General features: G+C 60.6%; 16 protein-coding genes. 2 read left to right on the top strand and 14 right to left on the bottom strand.

What is annotated here, in order from left to right:
- The first annotated feature begins 137 nt into the window (after window positions 1-137).
- On the top strand, window positions 138-1,139 hold the full coding sequence (locus DBZ45_RS11315) for an IS30 family transposase (protein ID WP_223257028.1): 1,002 nt from the start codon (window positions 138-140) through the stop codon (window positions 1,137-1,139).
- Between the two features lie 161 nt (window positions 1,140-1,300).
- On the opposite strand, the gene DBZ45_RS11310 is transcribed toward DBZ45_RS11315, so the two are convergent.
- The 3 genes from DBZ45_RS11310 to DBZ45_RS11300 form a co-directional block, all read right to left on the bottom strand.
- The gene (locus DBZ45_RS11310) at window positions 1,301-2,179 is read right to left on the bottom strand and encodes a hypothetical protein (RefSeq protein ID WP_111904005.1); all 879 of its coding nucleotides are present in this window, start codon (window positions 2,177-2,179) and stop codon (window positions 1,301-1,303) included.
- A gap of 77 nt (window positions 2,180-2,256) precedes the next feature.
- Entirely contained in the window at window positions 2,257-2,910 is a 654-nt protein-coding gene (locus tag DBZ45_RS11305) for a response regulator (protein WP_111904004.1), read from the bottom strand.
- Entirely contained in the window at window positions 2,907-4,172 is a 1,266-nt protein-coding gene (locus DBZ45_RS11300; RefSeq protein ID WP_111904003.1) for a sensor histidine kinase, read from the bottom strand. Before DBZ45_RS11300 ends, DBZ45_RS11305 begins: the two co-directional genes overlap by 4 nt.
- A 191-nt stretch (window positions 4,173-4,363) precedes the next feature.
- Between DBZ45_RS11300 and DBZ45_RS11295 the strand changes: the two genes are divergently transcribed.
- Entirely contained in the window at window positions 4,364-4,825 is a 462-nt protein-coding gene (locus tag DBZ45_RS11295) for a hypothetical protein (RefSeq protein ID WP_146617507.1), read from the top strand.
- Between the two features lie 57 nt (window positions 4,826-4,882).
- On the opposite strand, the gene DBZ45_RS11290 is transcribed toward DBZ45_RS11295, so the two are convergent.
- The 11 genes from DBZ45_RS11290 to DBZ45_RS11240 form a co-directional block, all read right to left on the bottom strand.
- Window positions 4,883-5,335: a DUF6278 family protein gene (locus tag DBZ45_RS11290; RefSeq protein WP_111904001.1), complete on the bottom strand. Its 453-nt coding sequence runs from the start codon at window positions 5,333-5,335 to the stop codon at window positions 4,883-4,885.
- A gap of 77 nt (window positions 5,336-5,412) precedes the next feature.
- Window positions 5,413-6,240 (bottom strand): peptidase M56 family protein, encoded by an 828-nt coding sequence (locus tag DBZ45_RS11285; RefSeq protein WP_190243096.1) that lies wholly within the window; start codon window positions 6,238-6,240, stop codon window positions 5,413-5,415.
- Window positions 6,237-6,839, bottom strand: a complete 603-nt coding sequence (locus DBZ45_RS11280; RefSeq protein WP_111904000.1) for an RNA polymerase sigma factor — start codon at window positions 6,837-6,839, stop codon at window positions 6,237-6,239. Before DBZ45_RS11280 ends, DBZ45_RS11285 begins: the two co-directional genes overlap by 4 nt.
- Before the next feature lie 121 nt (window positions 6,840-6,960).
- Window positions 6,961-7,233 carry a DNA gyrase subunit A gene (locus tag DBZ45_RS11275; protein ID WP_190243095.1) on the bottom strand — a complete coding sequence of 91 codons (273 nt, stop codon included), beginning with the start codon at window positions 7,231-7,233 and terminating at the stop codon, window positions 6,961-6,963.
- A gap of 40 nt (window positions 7,234-7,273) precedes the next feature.
- Window positions 7,274-7,561: a hypothetical protein gene (locus DBZ45_RS11270; RefSeq protein WP_146617506.1), complete on the bottom strand. Its 288-nt coding sequence runs from the start codon at window positions 7,559-7,561 to the stop codon at window positions 7,274-7,276.
- Between the two features lie 131 nt (window positions 7,562-7,692).
- Window positions 7,693-8,250, bottom strand: coding sequence for a hypothetical protein (locus DBZ45_RS11265; RefSeq protein WP_111903997.1), 558 nt, complete (start codon window positions 8,248-8,250; stop codon window positions 7,693-7,695).
- Entirely contained in the window at window positions 8,247-8,810 is a 564-nt protein-coding gene (locus DBZ45_RS11260; protein WP_223257027.1) for an RNA polymerase sigma factor, read from the bottom strand. Before DBZ45_RS11260 ends, DBZ45_RS11265 begins: the two co-directional genes overlap by 4 nt.
- Window positions 8,811-9,045: 235 nt before the next feature.
- The gene (locus DBZ45_RS11255) at window positions 9,046-9,531 is read right to left on the bottom strand and encodes a hypothetical protein (protein ID WP_111903995.1); all 486 of its coding nucleotides are present in this window, start codon (window positions 9,529-9,531) and stop codon (window positions 9,046-9,048) included.
- Window positions 9,532-10,399: 868 nt separating this feature from the next.
- Window positions 10,400-11,452, bottom strand: a complete 1,053-nt coding sequence (locus DBZ45_RS11250) for a CU044_5270 family protein (RefSeq protein ID WP_111903994.1) — start codon at window positions 11,450-11,452, stop codon at window positions 10,400-10,402.
- Window positions 11,418-12,014: an RNA polymerase sigma factor gene (locus tag DBZ45_RS11245; protein WP_223257026.1), complete on the bottom strand. Its 597-nt coding sequence runs from the start codon at window positions 12,012-12,014 to the stop codon at window positions 11,418-11,420. The genes DBZ45_RS11250 and DBZ45_RS11245 overlap by 35 nt, the downstream gene beginning before the upstream one ends.
- Before the next feature lie 416 nt (window positions 12,015-12,430).
- Window positions 12,431-12,793 carry a hypothetical protein gene (locus DBZ45_RS11240; RefSeq protein ID WP_146617505.1) on the bottom strand — a complete coding sequence of 121 codons (363 nt, stop codon included), beginning with the start codon at window positions 12,791-12,793 and terminating at the stop codon, window positions 12,431-12,433.
- Window positions 12,794-13,301: the final 508 nt, after the last annotated feature.

Below are 13,301 nucleotides of genomic sequence, written 5' to 3'. Positions count from 1 at the left end.
TGGATGCCGGGCTGTCGGTAGCGGTAGCGGCGCGGGCCGCCGGGGTGTCGCGTCCGACCGCGTACCGGTGGTTGAGCGACCATCGGAAGGTGTTGCCATCGCCGGTTCCGGAGTTCAGTGTGCCCCGTGCAGGGGTTTTGTCGTTGCGTGAGCGGGAGGAGATCGGCTTCCAGCTCGCCCAGGGACATGGAGTGCGTCGTATCGCCGCCGGTCTGGGCCGGGCTCCGTCGACGATCAGCCGGGAGATCGCAAGGAACCGGGTCGGTGAAAGGTATTCGCCGTCGCTCGCGCAGGAGCAGACGTGGGCTCGTGCCCGCAGGCCGAAGCCTCGGAAGTTGGACGGGTTAGCGTTACGGGAACAGGTCGCCACGATGCTCACCGGCCGGTTCAGCCCGGAACAGGTCGCTGGCCGGCTGAAGGTGGAGCATCCGGAGAAACCGGAGATGCAGGTGTCACACGAAACGATCTATCAGGCTCTTTACGTCCAGGGCCGCGGGTCCTTGCGCCTGGAAGTTGCGGCGGCGCTACGGTCCGGACGGGTGAGTCGGCGCCCGCAAAGGCCGGAGGGTCCTCGCCCCCAGCGGTTCCGGGAGATGGTGATGATCTCTGACCGGCCGGCCGAGGTCGAGGACCGCGCCGTTCCCGGCCATTGGGAAGGTGATTTAATCATCGGTTCGACGGCATCGAAGTCCGCGATCGGGACCCTAGTCGAACGCACCACGGGATACGCGATGTTGCTGCATCTGCCTGAGGACCACACCGCCCGCACCGTCGCTGACGCCATGATCACCGCGATGAATACCCTGCCCGAGCAGCTGCGCCGTTCGACGACGTGGGATCAAGGAGCGGAGATGTCCCTGCATCAGGAGATCACAATGGCAACCGGTATGCCCATCTACTTCTGCGACCCACATTCGCCCTGGCAGCGCGGCAGCAACGAAAACGCCAATGGGCTCCTCCGCGAGTACTTCCCGAAAAGCACCGATCTGTCGTTCCACGGGCCTGGAATCCTCGAGAACGTTGCCGCGGAACTCAACCGCCGGCCACGCAAACGACACGGCTACCGAACACCGGCAGAAGTCCTCGCCGAGTTAGTCTCGAACCCATCAAATAAATCCGGTGTTGCAGGCACCACTTGAATCCGCCGGGTTTCGAGGCACGGAGGTTTCGAGACACCGAATAGATTCACGAGCGCGTCGCGGCGACCTACACGGGTACCCTTTTCGAGGATCTCACATGCCAGCGGCAGCCTGTCACCCCCGAATACTGACAGGCTGCCGCTGGAGCTTGTGGGCTGCCGCTACTTTGTCGCTGCTGCTGTGAAAGCCGAGGCGTTTGCTGCTGCGGTTTTGCGGATCTGTGTGACTTGTTCAATTTGGGGAGTGAGTTCCCGCATCCGGGTGGTGACGTACCTGTCCAGAACCTTGTCGATGGCTGCGTGGAAGCCGGTGTGTTCGCGGCAGGTCGCATCTGTCACGGCGATCCTGATTTCTTCCTGGCCGCCGACAGCTTTGCCGGCATCTGATGCCTGCTGGGGATTGCTGAAGGAAGGGTAGGCCGTTTCCTTCATGCACGTCTGCCAGTCCTGAACGGCTTTGGTCAATCCGGAGTCACCGGATGCGGACAGTGTGGCGGGGAAGAAAGAGTTGTAAGCGATGCCTGTTGCGAGCATGTAGTTTTCGGCGCTGCCGTAGATCTTGGTCATAGCTTCCCCTCTGCAACCTCCTGCCACGGTTCCTGTTCCCTGGACAGTGCTCGCCGTAGTCGGGCTTCCTTTTCCGTTAAGGGCAGTCATGAAAGCTGGGTCAGAAAAGAGCTGGCCTTCAACGGTGCCTTGGGCCGGTTCCTGCGGTCCCTGGGGCCCGGTGGCCGCGTACCCGTTCGCCTTTGCGGCTTCAAGGGTTAGCCGCGGGAAGCCGATGGCCCCGCTAAGGTCCAGGGCTTGGATGGTGGCTGGTGGAGTGTAGTTGTACCCCGCACCTGCCATACACACGCGGATAGCTTCTCGCATGCCCTTTTCAGCGGTGGCATCCGCCTGTGCATAGGCCTCGGCCTGGCGGACGATTCCCGGTACGGGTTCGGCGGAAGACGTGACTGAAGCGGACGGAATGGATGCCGCTGTCAGGGCTGCCGCTGCTCCGGTGACGAGGACGGCTGCGCCGATGATCGTTCGTTTCATGGTGCTCCTTGGGTTGTTTTGGCAATGCGGTGGCTGGCCTTGTGTCGGTTCAAGGCTTGGGGCTTGTGTGGTTGGTTCTAGGTCAGCAGTTGGTTTTGGTAGGCGAAGGCTACGAGCTGGATGCGGTTCTTGAGCTTGAGCTTTCCGAGGATGCTCCCGACGTGGGTTTTCACTGTTGCTTCGCTGAGAAACAACTCACCGGCGATGTCTGCGTTTCCCAGGCCCTTGGCAGCGAGCAGGAAGACGTCGCGTTCCCGGCCGGAGAGGTCTTCCAGAGCCGTGTCGTTGGCTGGGCCTGGTGTTGTGTAGTCGCGGAGAAGTTCGTTGGTGAGGGCCGGTGCCATGACAGAGTGCCCCGAGTGCACTGTTCGGATGGTGGCCAGCAGGAAGTCGGGGGTGGTGTCTTTGGTCAGGAAGCCGGCCGCGCCCGCCTGGATGGCACGAACCACGGCTTCGTCATGCTGAATTGTGGTCAGTACGACGATCTTCGGCGGCGCTGTGGGCACGGTTGAGAGGATCCTCCGTGTGGCGGTAATGCCGTCCATGACCGGCATCCTGATGTCCATCAGGACCACATCGGGCTTCGTTTCTTCCACAAGTTTGATCGCTGCTTCTCCGTCGACTGCGTCACCGACGAATTCCAGATCAGCCTGGCTGCGGATGATCATTTTCAGGCCGGCACTGAAGAGGGGCTGGTCATCGACCAGGATGACGCGTATGGGCTCGCTCATGCGTTCGCTCCTTCCACTGGCCGGGCCGAGATGACCTGACGACCTGAGGCACCAGGGGCCGGTTGTTCCGTGGCCGGCAGGAAGGCCATGACCTCAAAGGTTTCCTCGCCGTTGATGGTCTCGACCCATCCTCCTGCTGCGGCGGCACGTGCCCTCATCCCACTCAGCCCCCGTCCCAACACGGGCCGATCGCCGGTCTTCGGTGGTTCTGTGCTGGTTCGGAGTGAGGAACGGATCCGGAGTTCAACGGAGTCTGGTTTCCAGAGGAAGCGCAGGTGCACTCCCTGTGCCCGGTCAGCGTGCTTGAAGGCGTTGGTGAGGCTTTCCTGCGCCAGCCGGTACGCGGTCAGATGCTGTGCAGGTGTCATGTCCCAGGGGGTGCCGGAGGTTTCGATCTCCACGGGCATACCGCTGGAGGTCAGCCGGTCGGCGAGAGCCGTCACGTCCTCGGCCCGTTGTCCCGGCTCATGGTTCAGGTCAGTGGCGAAACCTTCGATCAAGCGACGGGTTTCAACCAGGGCCGACCGCGCTGAATCGGCGATGATTTTTGAGGCTTGTTCAACGAGCTCAGGTTCAGTCCGATGAATGAAGCGGATGCCGTCAGCCTGGGCCACGATCACGGCCAGCGAATGAGCCAGCACGTCATGCAGTTCCCTCGCGATCCTGTTACGTTCCCTCTCCAAGAGCAGTTCCGTGGAGGCTTCCTTGAGGCGGGACTCCGCTACCAGCTGCGCTTTGCGGCTCCGAGAGGCATTGTTCACGGCACGGCCTGCCGCCCATGCCACTAGATTCAAAGCAGCGAAGGCCCCGAAAATCAGGAAGGCGTACGCCGCGGTGCGCAGCGTCCCCCGGCCGTAAAGCTGATTCCCGAAGACGAAATTGATCCAGGTCTGATCGAAGAACCAGTTCACAGTCGTAATGCCGGCGAACGCGGCTGCCGCGACGGGCGGAATCCACCCCGGCCGGTTCTTCCAGGCCACCGTGGCGAAGAAGACCACCAATGGAATGGCGGCGTAGCTGAGGACACCGGACAGCAGCACCAAAGGGAACACCTTGAAGGTCTGCAGGAGAAGAGCGATGAAAACCCATCCCAATCCCAGTCCAGGCAAGACCTCTGCCACTGCAATGGCTGTTACAAGGGCAAGCAGTAAAGCCGTGTTCCGATCGAAGGTGCGCTGCTCCAGAACCAGCAGCGTCCCAAGCATCAGAACCGCACTGAGCGGTGCCCTGAGCACTCTGACCTGCCGGAATGAATTGAACATGCCTTCACCCTATGCGGGCCATAACAAGCCCAAAGACCGCTCGCCGGGACTTCCAACGCAAAGATGAGTAAGTTCCACCCAACGGATGACTGTCCACATGTTTCGCTCCGGGGACCTCTAGCGGGCAGTGCTCCATCAGCTGAGTGGTCCGGTATTGTCAGCGTTACGTGGCCGGGGGGAGAGGGGTTGGATTGAAGAGTGCGCGTCGCTTTTTCGGCCTCATGCTATTCACGGCCATTGCGGGGCTATTCATGATTGGTTGCGCCCCCGATCCAACCCAGCCGGATCTCTCCACTCGCGAGGCGTTCGCGCGAAGCGTCGTGTCCGCCGCTGCATCCGGCTCTGTGGAACAAGTCGAGAAACTGGCTTCCGATGACTCCGTCAATGTACGTCCTGGGGCCCAGAAGCTGGTCGATTCCTTCCGTGGTTGGGCCCCTGCTTCAGTCAAGCTCTTACTGAGCAACGATTTCCCTGAATACGTACAGGTCCAAGCACTGAAAGAAGCCGGGACGGCGGGAATCAAATACGCAATCTCTTGGCAGTCCGGACGCTGGACTCTGGTGATAGGAACCCCGAACCACCCACCGACTGACGGCGCGAAACCTGGCATTCCCGGTGACGAATCCGACCTGAAATCAAATGTCCGGGAGTAACCGAACGATTCTGCTGCCCTGGTCCGCTCGGCCACATAGTCCCTTCCAGGCAACCCTCTACGGTTCTTGCCTGACGAGTTCGAGGACATGGGCATAATTTTGTTCGAGGGTGGGAAACGGGGTAGCCAGGTGTCCTAGCGCGACTCGGACGACGTCAACGGCAGTTTTCCTGGTGATACGAACCAGCGGGTATCCCTCCTCGACTACTTCCCAGTGGGCGCCAGGAACAGTGTGCGTGAGGAGATCCCCGTAGAACATCCCGACAGGGCGGGCCAGCTCGGCCGGCAAACCATCATTGATGGCTTGATCAAGAGTGGCGAGGCTTTCTGCTTTGCGTGGCAGTGCCTGACCTCGCTCTTGGAAATAGCTGAGGAGTTCGCTGTATCCGCCGACGCTAGTCGGCGGGGGTACCACGGCATCGGAAGTGACTGGCTTATATTCTGCGTACCTTCTCGGCATTCCCGCTGGCAGTTTCTGCAGAGGTTCGTCGGGATCTTCGGGGATGCTCATGTGGTCATCCTAAGCACACCCATTTGGCGTCGGTCGGATTATTGGGAGCCGAACCTCGGCGGGACAGTCCTTAGCCTTCAGCGAGTCGTACCTGCTGGGGTGCCTTGCGATGGGACTGGTGACGTTGATGGGTAGGAGGGTATTCCGCCGCCTGACCCTGCAGCCTGGAAGACGCCGATTTTGGTTTCCCCGTCACTGAGGAACACGGGGATTTCGCGGGGTGGGCGTGGAGTGTTGAAGTTCTTCGCTGCGTCTTCCGGGCTGGTGGGCATGGGCCCGCCATAAAGGTCCTTGGCATAGGCATAGCCGGCTGCGCCACTGGTCGCCATGACCGCGATCAGATCAGGGGTACCGTTTTCCGGGCTTTCAACGCCATAGGTTTCTCCCTTGGCATTGACCCCCAACTCGGTTCTCACCTGTTTTACATAGTTGGCCGTCAGCTGCCAGCGGTAGCCTGGGGCAGTCGTCATGGTGACGCTATGCTGCCCAGGGCTCAGCGGGATTGTGTAGCTTGACTCGTTCAATCCCGCATCTATATCGGCTTGCGTGAAACTTCCGCTTGCCCCATCGGGGTAGGAATACCAGCCTGGAGTGAGTCCGGTTAGTTTCAGTTCGATGCCTGTGGTTCCTTCGGGCGGTTCGCCGAGTTCCACGGTTGCTGTTCCTGTGTAGGTCTTGGTCACCGGCGTCGCCAACGGTGTCACTTGTTCTGCCCCTGGGAGCACCAAGAACCCGGCCGCCGCAGCACCGATGCCGCCGAGCAAACCAGCACCTGCCAAGGCGCCGGCGCTCAGCCATAACCGGAGACGCTTGCGGCTCCGGGCTGGAGATGATCTTTGGACCCGAGTGACGAGTTCTGCTTCGAGTGCCTTACTGAACTGGTCATCGACGCGAAGCTGATTCATGACCTTTCTCCTTCCAAAACCGGGCTGGCGGAGATGGGGGCTGATTGTGTTCCCTGAATCGCCTTCTTCATGCGCTGGCGTGCACGGTGCATTCGCGTTTTCGCCGCGCCTGGGGTGAGATTGAGGACGGCTGCGGCGGCGGCGATAGGGTATTCCTCGAAGACGACCAGACTCACCAGGTGCACGTCTTCTGCGCTCAGTGCGTTGAGGGCCCGAGCGACATCCTGGTCGAGAACATCTTGCGCCGCCCCCGACAGGTCCTGGGTCGCGCGCGCTGTTTCGTCCGCTCGAGGGAGGGAGTCCAGGAGCCGGCGGTAGCGGAGTGCTGAGCGCCGGCGGTTGCGAGCGGCGTTCGTGGTGGTGACCAGAAGCCAGGGAAGTATCGATCCTTCGACGATCCGCACCTTCGCTCGGCGCCGCCAAAGTTCAAGGAACGCCGTGGCCATGATGTCCTCAGCCTCATGCCGGTCACCACAAAGCCTGTATGCGTGTCGAAAGACCCTGTCGCGGTGCCGGCAGTACAGCACTCTGAAGGCTTCTCCCTCGCCATCGAGGCTGCGGTTCCAGAGCCCCGCCTCATCGGATTGAACGTTCCCCATGCCCTGTATTGTCCGCGACAGCCCGAAAGGTTACACGCCTCTGAAAAATCTTTGGGGGAACGTCCACAGGGCAACTTTGAACACGGCGGTCAGCAGTCTTATTGCGTGGAGCAGGTAGTCCTCAGCGGCCGTCAGGCAACGTTGATCTGAGTTCTTCTGCACGCAAAGCGAGGGCGTGACGCTGGTCTCGGGTGAATCTTCTGGCCTGCAGGTCGAGGACTGCGCGGCTGCCGAGTTCTCCCACACCCAACAGCTGCCCCACCCGGCGGATTGCTTCATCCCTGTCCTCCGAATTCTCAATCATCTGGAAGACCTCGTCACGCCGATCCATCGCCTGTACCAAGGCATCGAGGATCATCAATTCTTGCCGTATTTGCCGCTCATCCTCATCCATGCGCCGATTCTTGCACGACGCAAGCACCAACATGCGCCCATCAGACCTGCGGCAAGTTACCCGTCTTCTCCGGCTTCTGCTGCTCCGAAGACGGCGAATCCACGGCTAAGTAACGCATCACCAAGGCGGCTGAAATGAGGCCAGCCGAGAACGGCAAGCAACCCTGCGCCGCCAATACGTAGACCTGCGTCAAGGCGAAGAAGAAGCCGTTGGAACCGTTGAACGTATACGTGCCAATGGTCTGCATGAACACGTTTGAGAACAACATGATCAAGAGACCCACTACACCAACGATGATTCCTGCCCACAAAGTGCGCTGGTACAACATGAACTTCGCGTTTCTAGTCATCTCATTTCCCCCAAAACAAGAGCGCCTCATGCCACCGATAACTCACCTAAGCACTCCATGTCGCGACTCACAACCTCGAATGGGCCGGAATGCCGGGATTTGGTCCGCAATCAGGGAGCTGTGGGGGTTTTCAACGCAAGCCCCAATGAACCGCACACTTTTTCGTCTCCGGGGATGACGGCGGCCCGGCCGTCATTGAGTACGCACACGGTCAACGGGTCGGGAACCGGGTAGGAGGAGCTGCCGTCACGGAGGCTTGGATGCGTTCTGCCGTCAGGGGCATCGGGGTCCAGCACATGCTGGGCCCATACGTGCCGGCACGCGGCCAATGCGTCCTCGATAGGGATGGGGTTGCGTTGTGTCGATGGCTCGCCGACCCGTGTTCCTTCCCCAAGTACAACTGTGGTGCCGGGGAACCGGCTGCCGTGGAGCTCGGCCCGTGCAAAGCAATCAATAGAGCTTTTGTCCGCGACAGGCAGCTGCATGATGACGGCACCGCCGGTTGCCACCAAGGCGATGGCGACTCCGGCAAGCAGAATCCTCTTGCCTTTGGTGTTCTGGAAGTGCCGGTTCTCCGATGTTCCGTCCCGCACGACGTTGGCCAGGAGCGCCTCGACGGCTGCGCTGCGTTCGGCGCTGAAGCGCGGTGAACGTGGGCTCTCATTCATGGTGTTTCCTCTTCCGGCCTGAGTGGTGGCGGCGCCGGCAGGAACCTCGCTGGTGGGTTCATCAGCTGTGCCAGTTTCTGTTTGGCGCGTGAGAGCCGGGACTTCACAGTGCCCAATGGGATGCCCAGCAACTCGCTCACCTCAGCTGTGCTCATGTCCTCCAGAACGCACAGCGCAATAATTTCCTGGTCCCGCCGGCCCAGCGAACGAAAGGCCCTGTGCAGAAGCTCAGACTGCCGGTCCTCGTCAACATGCTCGGCCACAGAGTCGCTGTGATCCGGCACCTCCTGGCACTGCGGAAGCTTCCGCAGGAGGCGTTCATAACGCAGCGTCGACCGCAGCTTGTTCCTTGCCACGTTCGTGGCTGTAATCAGCAACCACCCAAGCATCGAATCGTTGACGAGCCGGATTCTGGATCTGCAGCGCCAGGCCTCCAGAAAGACCACGGCGGTGACGTCCTCCGCCTCAAAAGGAGTTCTCACCAGCCGCAGACTATGAACGAAGACCCGGTCCCGGTGGCGTACGAAGAGCGAAGCAAAAGCGGAACCGTCACCATTCATGACGCGCATCCAAAGGTCCTCGTCCCCGGGCGCCTTCCCTGTGTCCCCCATACCTATAAGTGTCCGGCAACCCCCTAGCGGTTCCACGCGAATCACAGAAATCGACGAAACCCTGGCCGACAAATCTGCTACCGCAATTGGGGAACGCTCAGCGGGATAGAAAATGAGCGTCGCGGGACCGTTCGTACCGTCGTAGCAGGAAATCCCTGAGCTGTTTCACCGCTGCGCGGGGATCTTAGTCGAGTCGTATCTGGCAGTCTTTACCGGTAGGCGCCCCGTGAAGGGTGAACACGAGATTGATGCTTCGAACGTGTTTTGGCGGTTCCGGAAGGTACATCCAGGATGCACTCCATTCGGTCCCATCCCCAGCGATTTGTCCGGCCACACACTCATATTCAGTTCCAAAATCGTCTGAGATGCGGAGTTGAACCGGCTCGAGAACTAGCACGCCGGGCATGGTAGGAGGCTGCCCCGCGCTCTCAGCGCCACGTTTCTCTCTCTGCTCAACCCAGTCGACAATAGCCTCCGTGAATTGATGGTCACGTTGTTGGGTCTCGGGGCCCTGAACCCCCTCAAGTCTGACTTTGATGCCCCGTTCACCCGGTCTCGCCTTCACCCCCGCTGGCAGGCTCTCTGTAAGCTCCATGCCCGCGAATCGGACGTCTATGCCGTCGCTCGTCGCGACGACGAGATCTCCTGGGGCTGAGACGACCGTTGTCATGGACCCACCCTAACGCCACCGGGAATGCGGAGGTCCGATTCGGAATGGGAACCCTTCACGGCACAGTTCGTTAGGTCTAGTCCATCTTCAGATTACGGAACCCGCCACGGCGTAGTTAGCTAGGTCTAGTCCATTTGCCCTTCGGTCTTCGGACGTTCCGTTAGCCAAGGAGCACTTGTACCGGTTTGAATCTGAAAGGTCCCCCGCACTCACGGCCGAAGGGATATTCCCCAGTTGATTCCGTCTCTATTGGCAAAGAACTGGCTATGCGGTCTCCCGATGGAGTGCTGGCGTCGACGTATATTGAGCTGACATTCACGGGCGGCGTCAGGTAAGGCCTGGTTTGCGGCACTAGCCATTTACCCTCAGCATTTCTTGTCACCTGCTCAGGAGTACAGCCCTCGCCGAAACAAGCCGACACCGATTCAGGCGGTGTGGAGAAGAACAGTTCCACATCGCCCATAAAGGCCCAACCCACTGCTGGGCATGCTCGGTCTGCACCAGCCATGCTGCCGAAAACGACGGCAGATCCCAACGCGGCGGCACCCGCGCCTACCGCAAGCAGAAGTACTCCCCGAGGCTTCATAGTGGGAGCTTAATCCTTCGATGAGCCGCAGTCCTGTTCTGTTCTCTCTTTCGCTGCGTTCGGTGATTCTTGCCAAGCTTGGAAGGAACGGCAACTGGAATGATTCCTATGGATCAGCCCATCTGCGCTAGTCACCCGAGCCCACTTCCAGGCGTCGCTCGGCGACCGAGGCGACTGGCCAGGATCACCCGCCCGAACCGAAGCGCCATAAAAAATGCCAAAGAGGCGGACGGTCACCCCCCAATGATGACCGTCCGCCCTGCGCTGCACTGGTTGGGTTGCCTACGGAGCGGAGTTCACCACTGATGTCCTGACTGAGGACCAACTGGTGACCGTTCCGGCGGGAGAGCCTAGGTAGTTCAGGAGAACGCTTTGTTCGCCTATGACCAAGCCGGAAGCCGGGTCGATGATTATGTCGGTCCTTGCCGCACCGTCAGGTGATGGGATGCCGATTGCGGTGCCCGTCCTGCCGTCAATGGTCGCTTGCCGGTCACTAAGTGTGACACCTGGAATGAGGGCGGCGGCCTTGTAGAGGGCGGCGCGAAGCTCGGCTGGAACGGCACCGGTTCGCAGGCCGTCCGCAATGGTTACGAAGGCTTCGCTGTCGGGGGTCTTGCCGGCGCCCTTGGTCCGTTCGTAGATGAGGTCCAGCAGAGCACGGGGGTCCTTGGGCAGGTTGCCGGCGTCCTTCAAGGGTGTGCCGATGATGGCTGTCGGTTCGTTGCCGTAGAAGGCACCGCCTGGGGCGCGCACAATGCCAACACTTGATGGCTGCCCTGCAGGTCGGTAGCTGTCCCGTGCGGCTATTTCCGCGGCAAGTGCCTTGGCTTCGTCGGTGGATGATTCGAGAGGTACCCGCGGTTCGCGGTTCCAGACCCATTCGCCGTCCCGGTTGGCTGGAACGTAGACTTGGCCTGCGGTCGTTTCCTGCCAATTCACTTCACGCCCGTCCGCGGTTTGAGCGCCACCGCCAGTGAGTTCTTGGGTCTCGATTTTCAGGTACTGGCCAGGTCCCAGCACCGGGTCGGAGGTTCGGATGGTTGCCGCCGCAGCGTTGTTCAGGACCTCGGCTGCTTCGGCGGTCGCTCCAGGGGCACCGGGGCGGACGACGTCGGCAACAACAATGCCGCCCACGATCAGAGCAGCCGCCGCCGATACGAACAGGAGCCGCCGGCGGAAGCGGATGGGCGTGACCGTGGCCTGGGGGCGGGTTTCCTCGACCGTGGAGGACTGACCTATTTTGGTCATGAGTTTCTCGCGGCCGCGGGCCAGGGTTGCCGGAGGCGCGGAACCGACGTCGCTACGCATTTCGCGGAGCAGCTGCAGGTCGTCCATGGTGGTTCTCCGTTTCGCTAAGTTTTTCGAGGTTGAACTGGGTTCGCAGTGTTTGCCGTGCACGGTTTAGGCGGGAACGAACGGTTCCCACCGGAACGTTCATGGCCAGGGCGATGCCGTCATAGGTCAAATCAGCCCATGCATAGAGCAGCAGCGTTTCCCGATCGATGGCAGCCATGCTCTTGAGCGCGTGGGCCATTCGCCCGGTGGCGACCTTGGCGTCGACTTCGGCGGCGATCCGGTCTGAATCGTCGGCCAAGGCCTCTCGTGCTGCCGACTTGGCGGCTGCTTTGAGCACCGTGGCTTCGGCCCGATGATGTTGTCTAAGCAGGTTGGTGGCGATCCCGAACAACCAGGGCCGGGCGTCATCCCGGCTGACGTCGTAGTTGCCCAACTGTTCCCAGGCGATCAGGAAGGTTTCCGAGGTGACGTCGTCGGCCGCGAAGTCACCGGCCCGTCTGGCCGCATATCTATAGATGGCTGAGGCGTGCCTGTCGTATAACTGCCCAAAAACTGCGGGGCTGTCCCGGGACCGCCTGATGATGTCGCTGTCTGTGCTCACACTATGTATTGACCGTTCCCCGCAAAAGAGTTCACGGGTGGCCTTCTTCCTCTCAACGGACCTCGATCAAAGCGTATCCATGCCCGATGGTCAGCAGCCTGTCCGGACCATTTGTAGCGGCGCCTTTTAGGAAGCGGATCGCTCACGGGAATGGTGAGATCGCCGCGCCATGGAATCTAAAGTCACCGCTAGTCGTCGGAGCTCCTCAAGACACCTTCTGCGGGCAACATGCCGCCGAATGACCGTTGGCAAAAATCATGAAGCCTCTTTCGCTTGCTCCTGGTCATGAACGCCGAGACGACACCCCCTTCGGCACGGTTTCCGGCACTCTACACTGACTCCGAGAAGCTAGCGCTGAAGCCTCATGAGCCCAACCCTCACCGAAGTAATGCGGGACGAACCAAAGAGCTAGGTGCTCATTGGGAGAAGTATCCTTCGGGATCCGGGCTCCACAGTTCGGTGGCCTCTTCCAATGCTCTGTCGATGTCTTCACCCGGAACCGCAAAACTGCACTCAATACCCTGCTCGGGCCAGCGGAAAGTCATGGACAAAGCGGACCCCGTAATCTCCTGGTCGAACCAAAAGGTAATGGTCCAGAACGAGTGGTGACCTTCGTGCGTCACGACCTCGGCAGGGCATGCCACGGACTCCAGTTGTTCCAAAGTCAGTTGCGGTCCAAGGCCTGGCTTGTTCCATAAGTAGGAACCCGACTGTTTGCTGAGTTCCCGCTGCATATCCAGGGACAACGGGCCGGGAAATCTCACACTGATCTGGGCCATTAGACCGAAGGGGTACACCTCGGCGTAATTGAGGGTGCATGCAGCGCCGCTCGGACGAATGACACCCTGACCACCAATCAAGCCTGGGAACCAGTGTTGTGGTCGTCTCGGCATCCGCCCTCCAACGTAATCTCGTGGGAAGTGCTCCGTGCCTCCCGGAGGATGAAACGGTCACTCGACTGCACTCACAGTAGCCCGCCGGCCCCTTCCTCAAAAGGAAGGGCCGGCGGCCAGTCCGCAAATCGTCCCGTAAGCCGGTCGATGGAAGGGCGCGCCCCTTTGAATTCTCGCCCGGTAGGGGGCCGGGAAGCCCGTATGGTGCCCGATTTACCGTCCGGTGAGGTTCCCGAATTGGAGCACTAGCCCCGTCTCATATCCCTAGCGGGCGGATTCAAGTGGTGCCTGCAACACCGGATTTATTTGATGGGTTAGAGATTAGCTCGGCGAGGACTTCTGCGGGTGTTCGGTAGCCGTGTCGTTTGCGTGGCCGGTGGTTGAGTTCCGCGGC

This window comes from Arthrobacter globiformis (assembly GCF_003261175.1).
In the GTDB taxonomy this organism is placed as follows: domain Bacteria; phylum Actinomycetota; class Actinomycetes; order Actinomycetales; family Micrococcaceae; genus Arthrobacter; species Arthrobacter globiformis_A.
Note: the sequence above shows the minus strand (reverse complement) of the source record. Positions and strands in the feature narration are given on the sequence as shown.

Excerpts from the sequence above, each read along its gene's own strand:
- DBZ45_RS11300 (WP_111904003.1), bottom strand. The coding sequence starts at position 4,172 with ATGTTCAATTCATTCCGGCAGGTCAGAGTGCTCAGGGCACCGCTCAGT.
- DBZ45_RS11280 (WP_111904000.1), bottom strand. The coding sequence starts at position 6,839 with ATGGGGAACGTTCAATCCGATGAGGCGGGGCTCTGGAACCGCAGCCTC.
- DBZ45_RS11310 (WP_111904005.1), bottom strand. The coding sequence starts at position 2,179 with ATGAAACGAACGATCATCGGCGCAGCCGTCCTCGTCACCGGAGCAGCG.
- DBZ45_RS11290 (WP_111904001.1), bottom strand. The coding sequence starts at position 5,335 with ATGAGCATCCCCGAAGATCCCGACGAACCTCTGCAGAAACTGCCAGCG.
- DBZ45_RS11285 (WP_190243096.1), bottom strand. The coding sequence starts at position 6,240 with ATGAATCAGCTTCGCGTCGATGACCAGTTCAGTAAGGCACTCGAAGCA.
- DBZ45_RS11255 (WP_111903995.1), bottom strand. The coding sequence starts at position 9,531 with ATGACAACGGTCGTCTCAGCCCCAGGAGATCTCGTCGTCGCGACGAGC.
- DBZ45_RS11275 (WP_190243095.1), bottom strand. The coding sequence starts at position 7,233 with ATGGATGAGGATGAGCGGCAAATACGGCAAGAATTGATGATCCTCGAT.
- DBZ45_RS11240 (WP_146617505.1), bottom strand. The coding sequence starts at position 12,793 with ATGGCCCAGATCAGTGTGAGATTTCCCGGCCCGTTGTCCCTGGATATG.
- DBZ45_RS11270 (WP_146617506.1), bottom strand. The coding sequence starts at position 7,561 with ATGTTGTACCAGCGCACTTTGTGGGCAGGAATCATCGTTGGTGTAGTG.
- DBZ45_RS11260 (WP_223257027.1), bottom strand. The coding sequence starts at position 8,810 with ATGAATGGTGACGGTTCCGCTTTTGCTTCGCTCTTCGTACGCCACCGG.
- DBZ45_RS11265 (WP_111903997.1), bottom strand. The coding sequence starts at position 8,250 with ATGAATGAGAGCCCACGTTCACCGCGCTTCAGCGCCGAACGCAGCGCA.
- DBZ45_RS11305 (WP_111904004.1), bottom strand. The coding sequence starts at position 2,910 with ATGAGCGAGCCCATACGCGTCATCCTGGTCGATGACCAGCCCCTCTTC.
- DBZ45_RS11250 (WP_111903994.1), bottom strand. The coding sequence starts at position 11,452 with ATGGACGACCTGCAGCTGCTCCGCGAAATGCGTAGCGACGTCGGTTCC.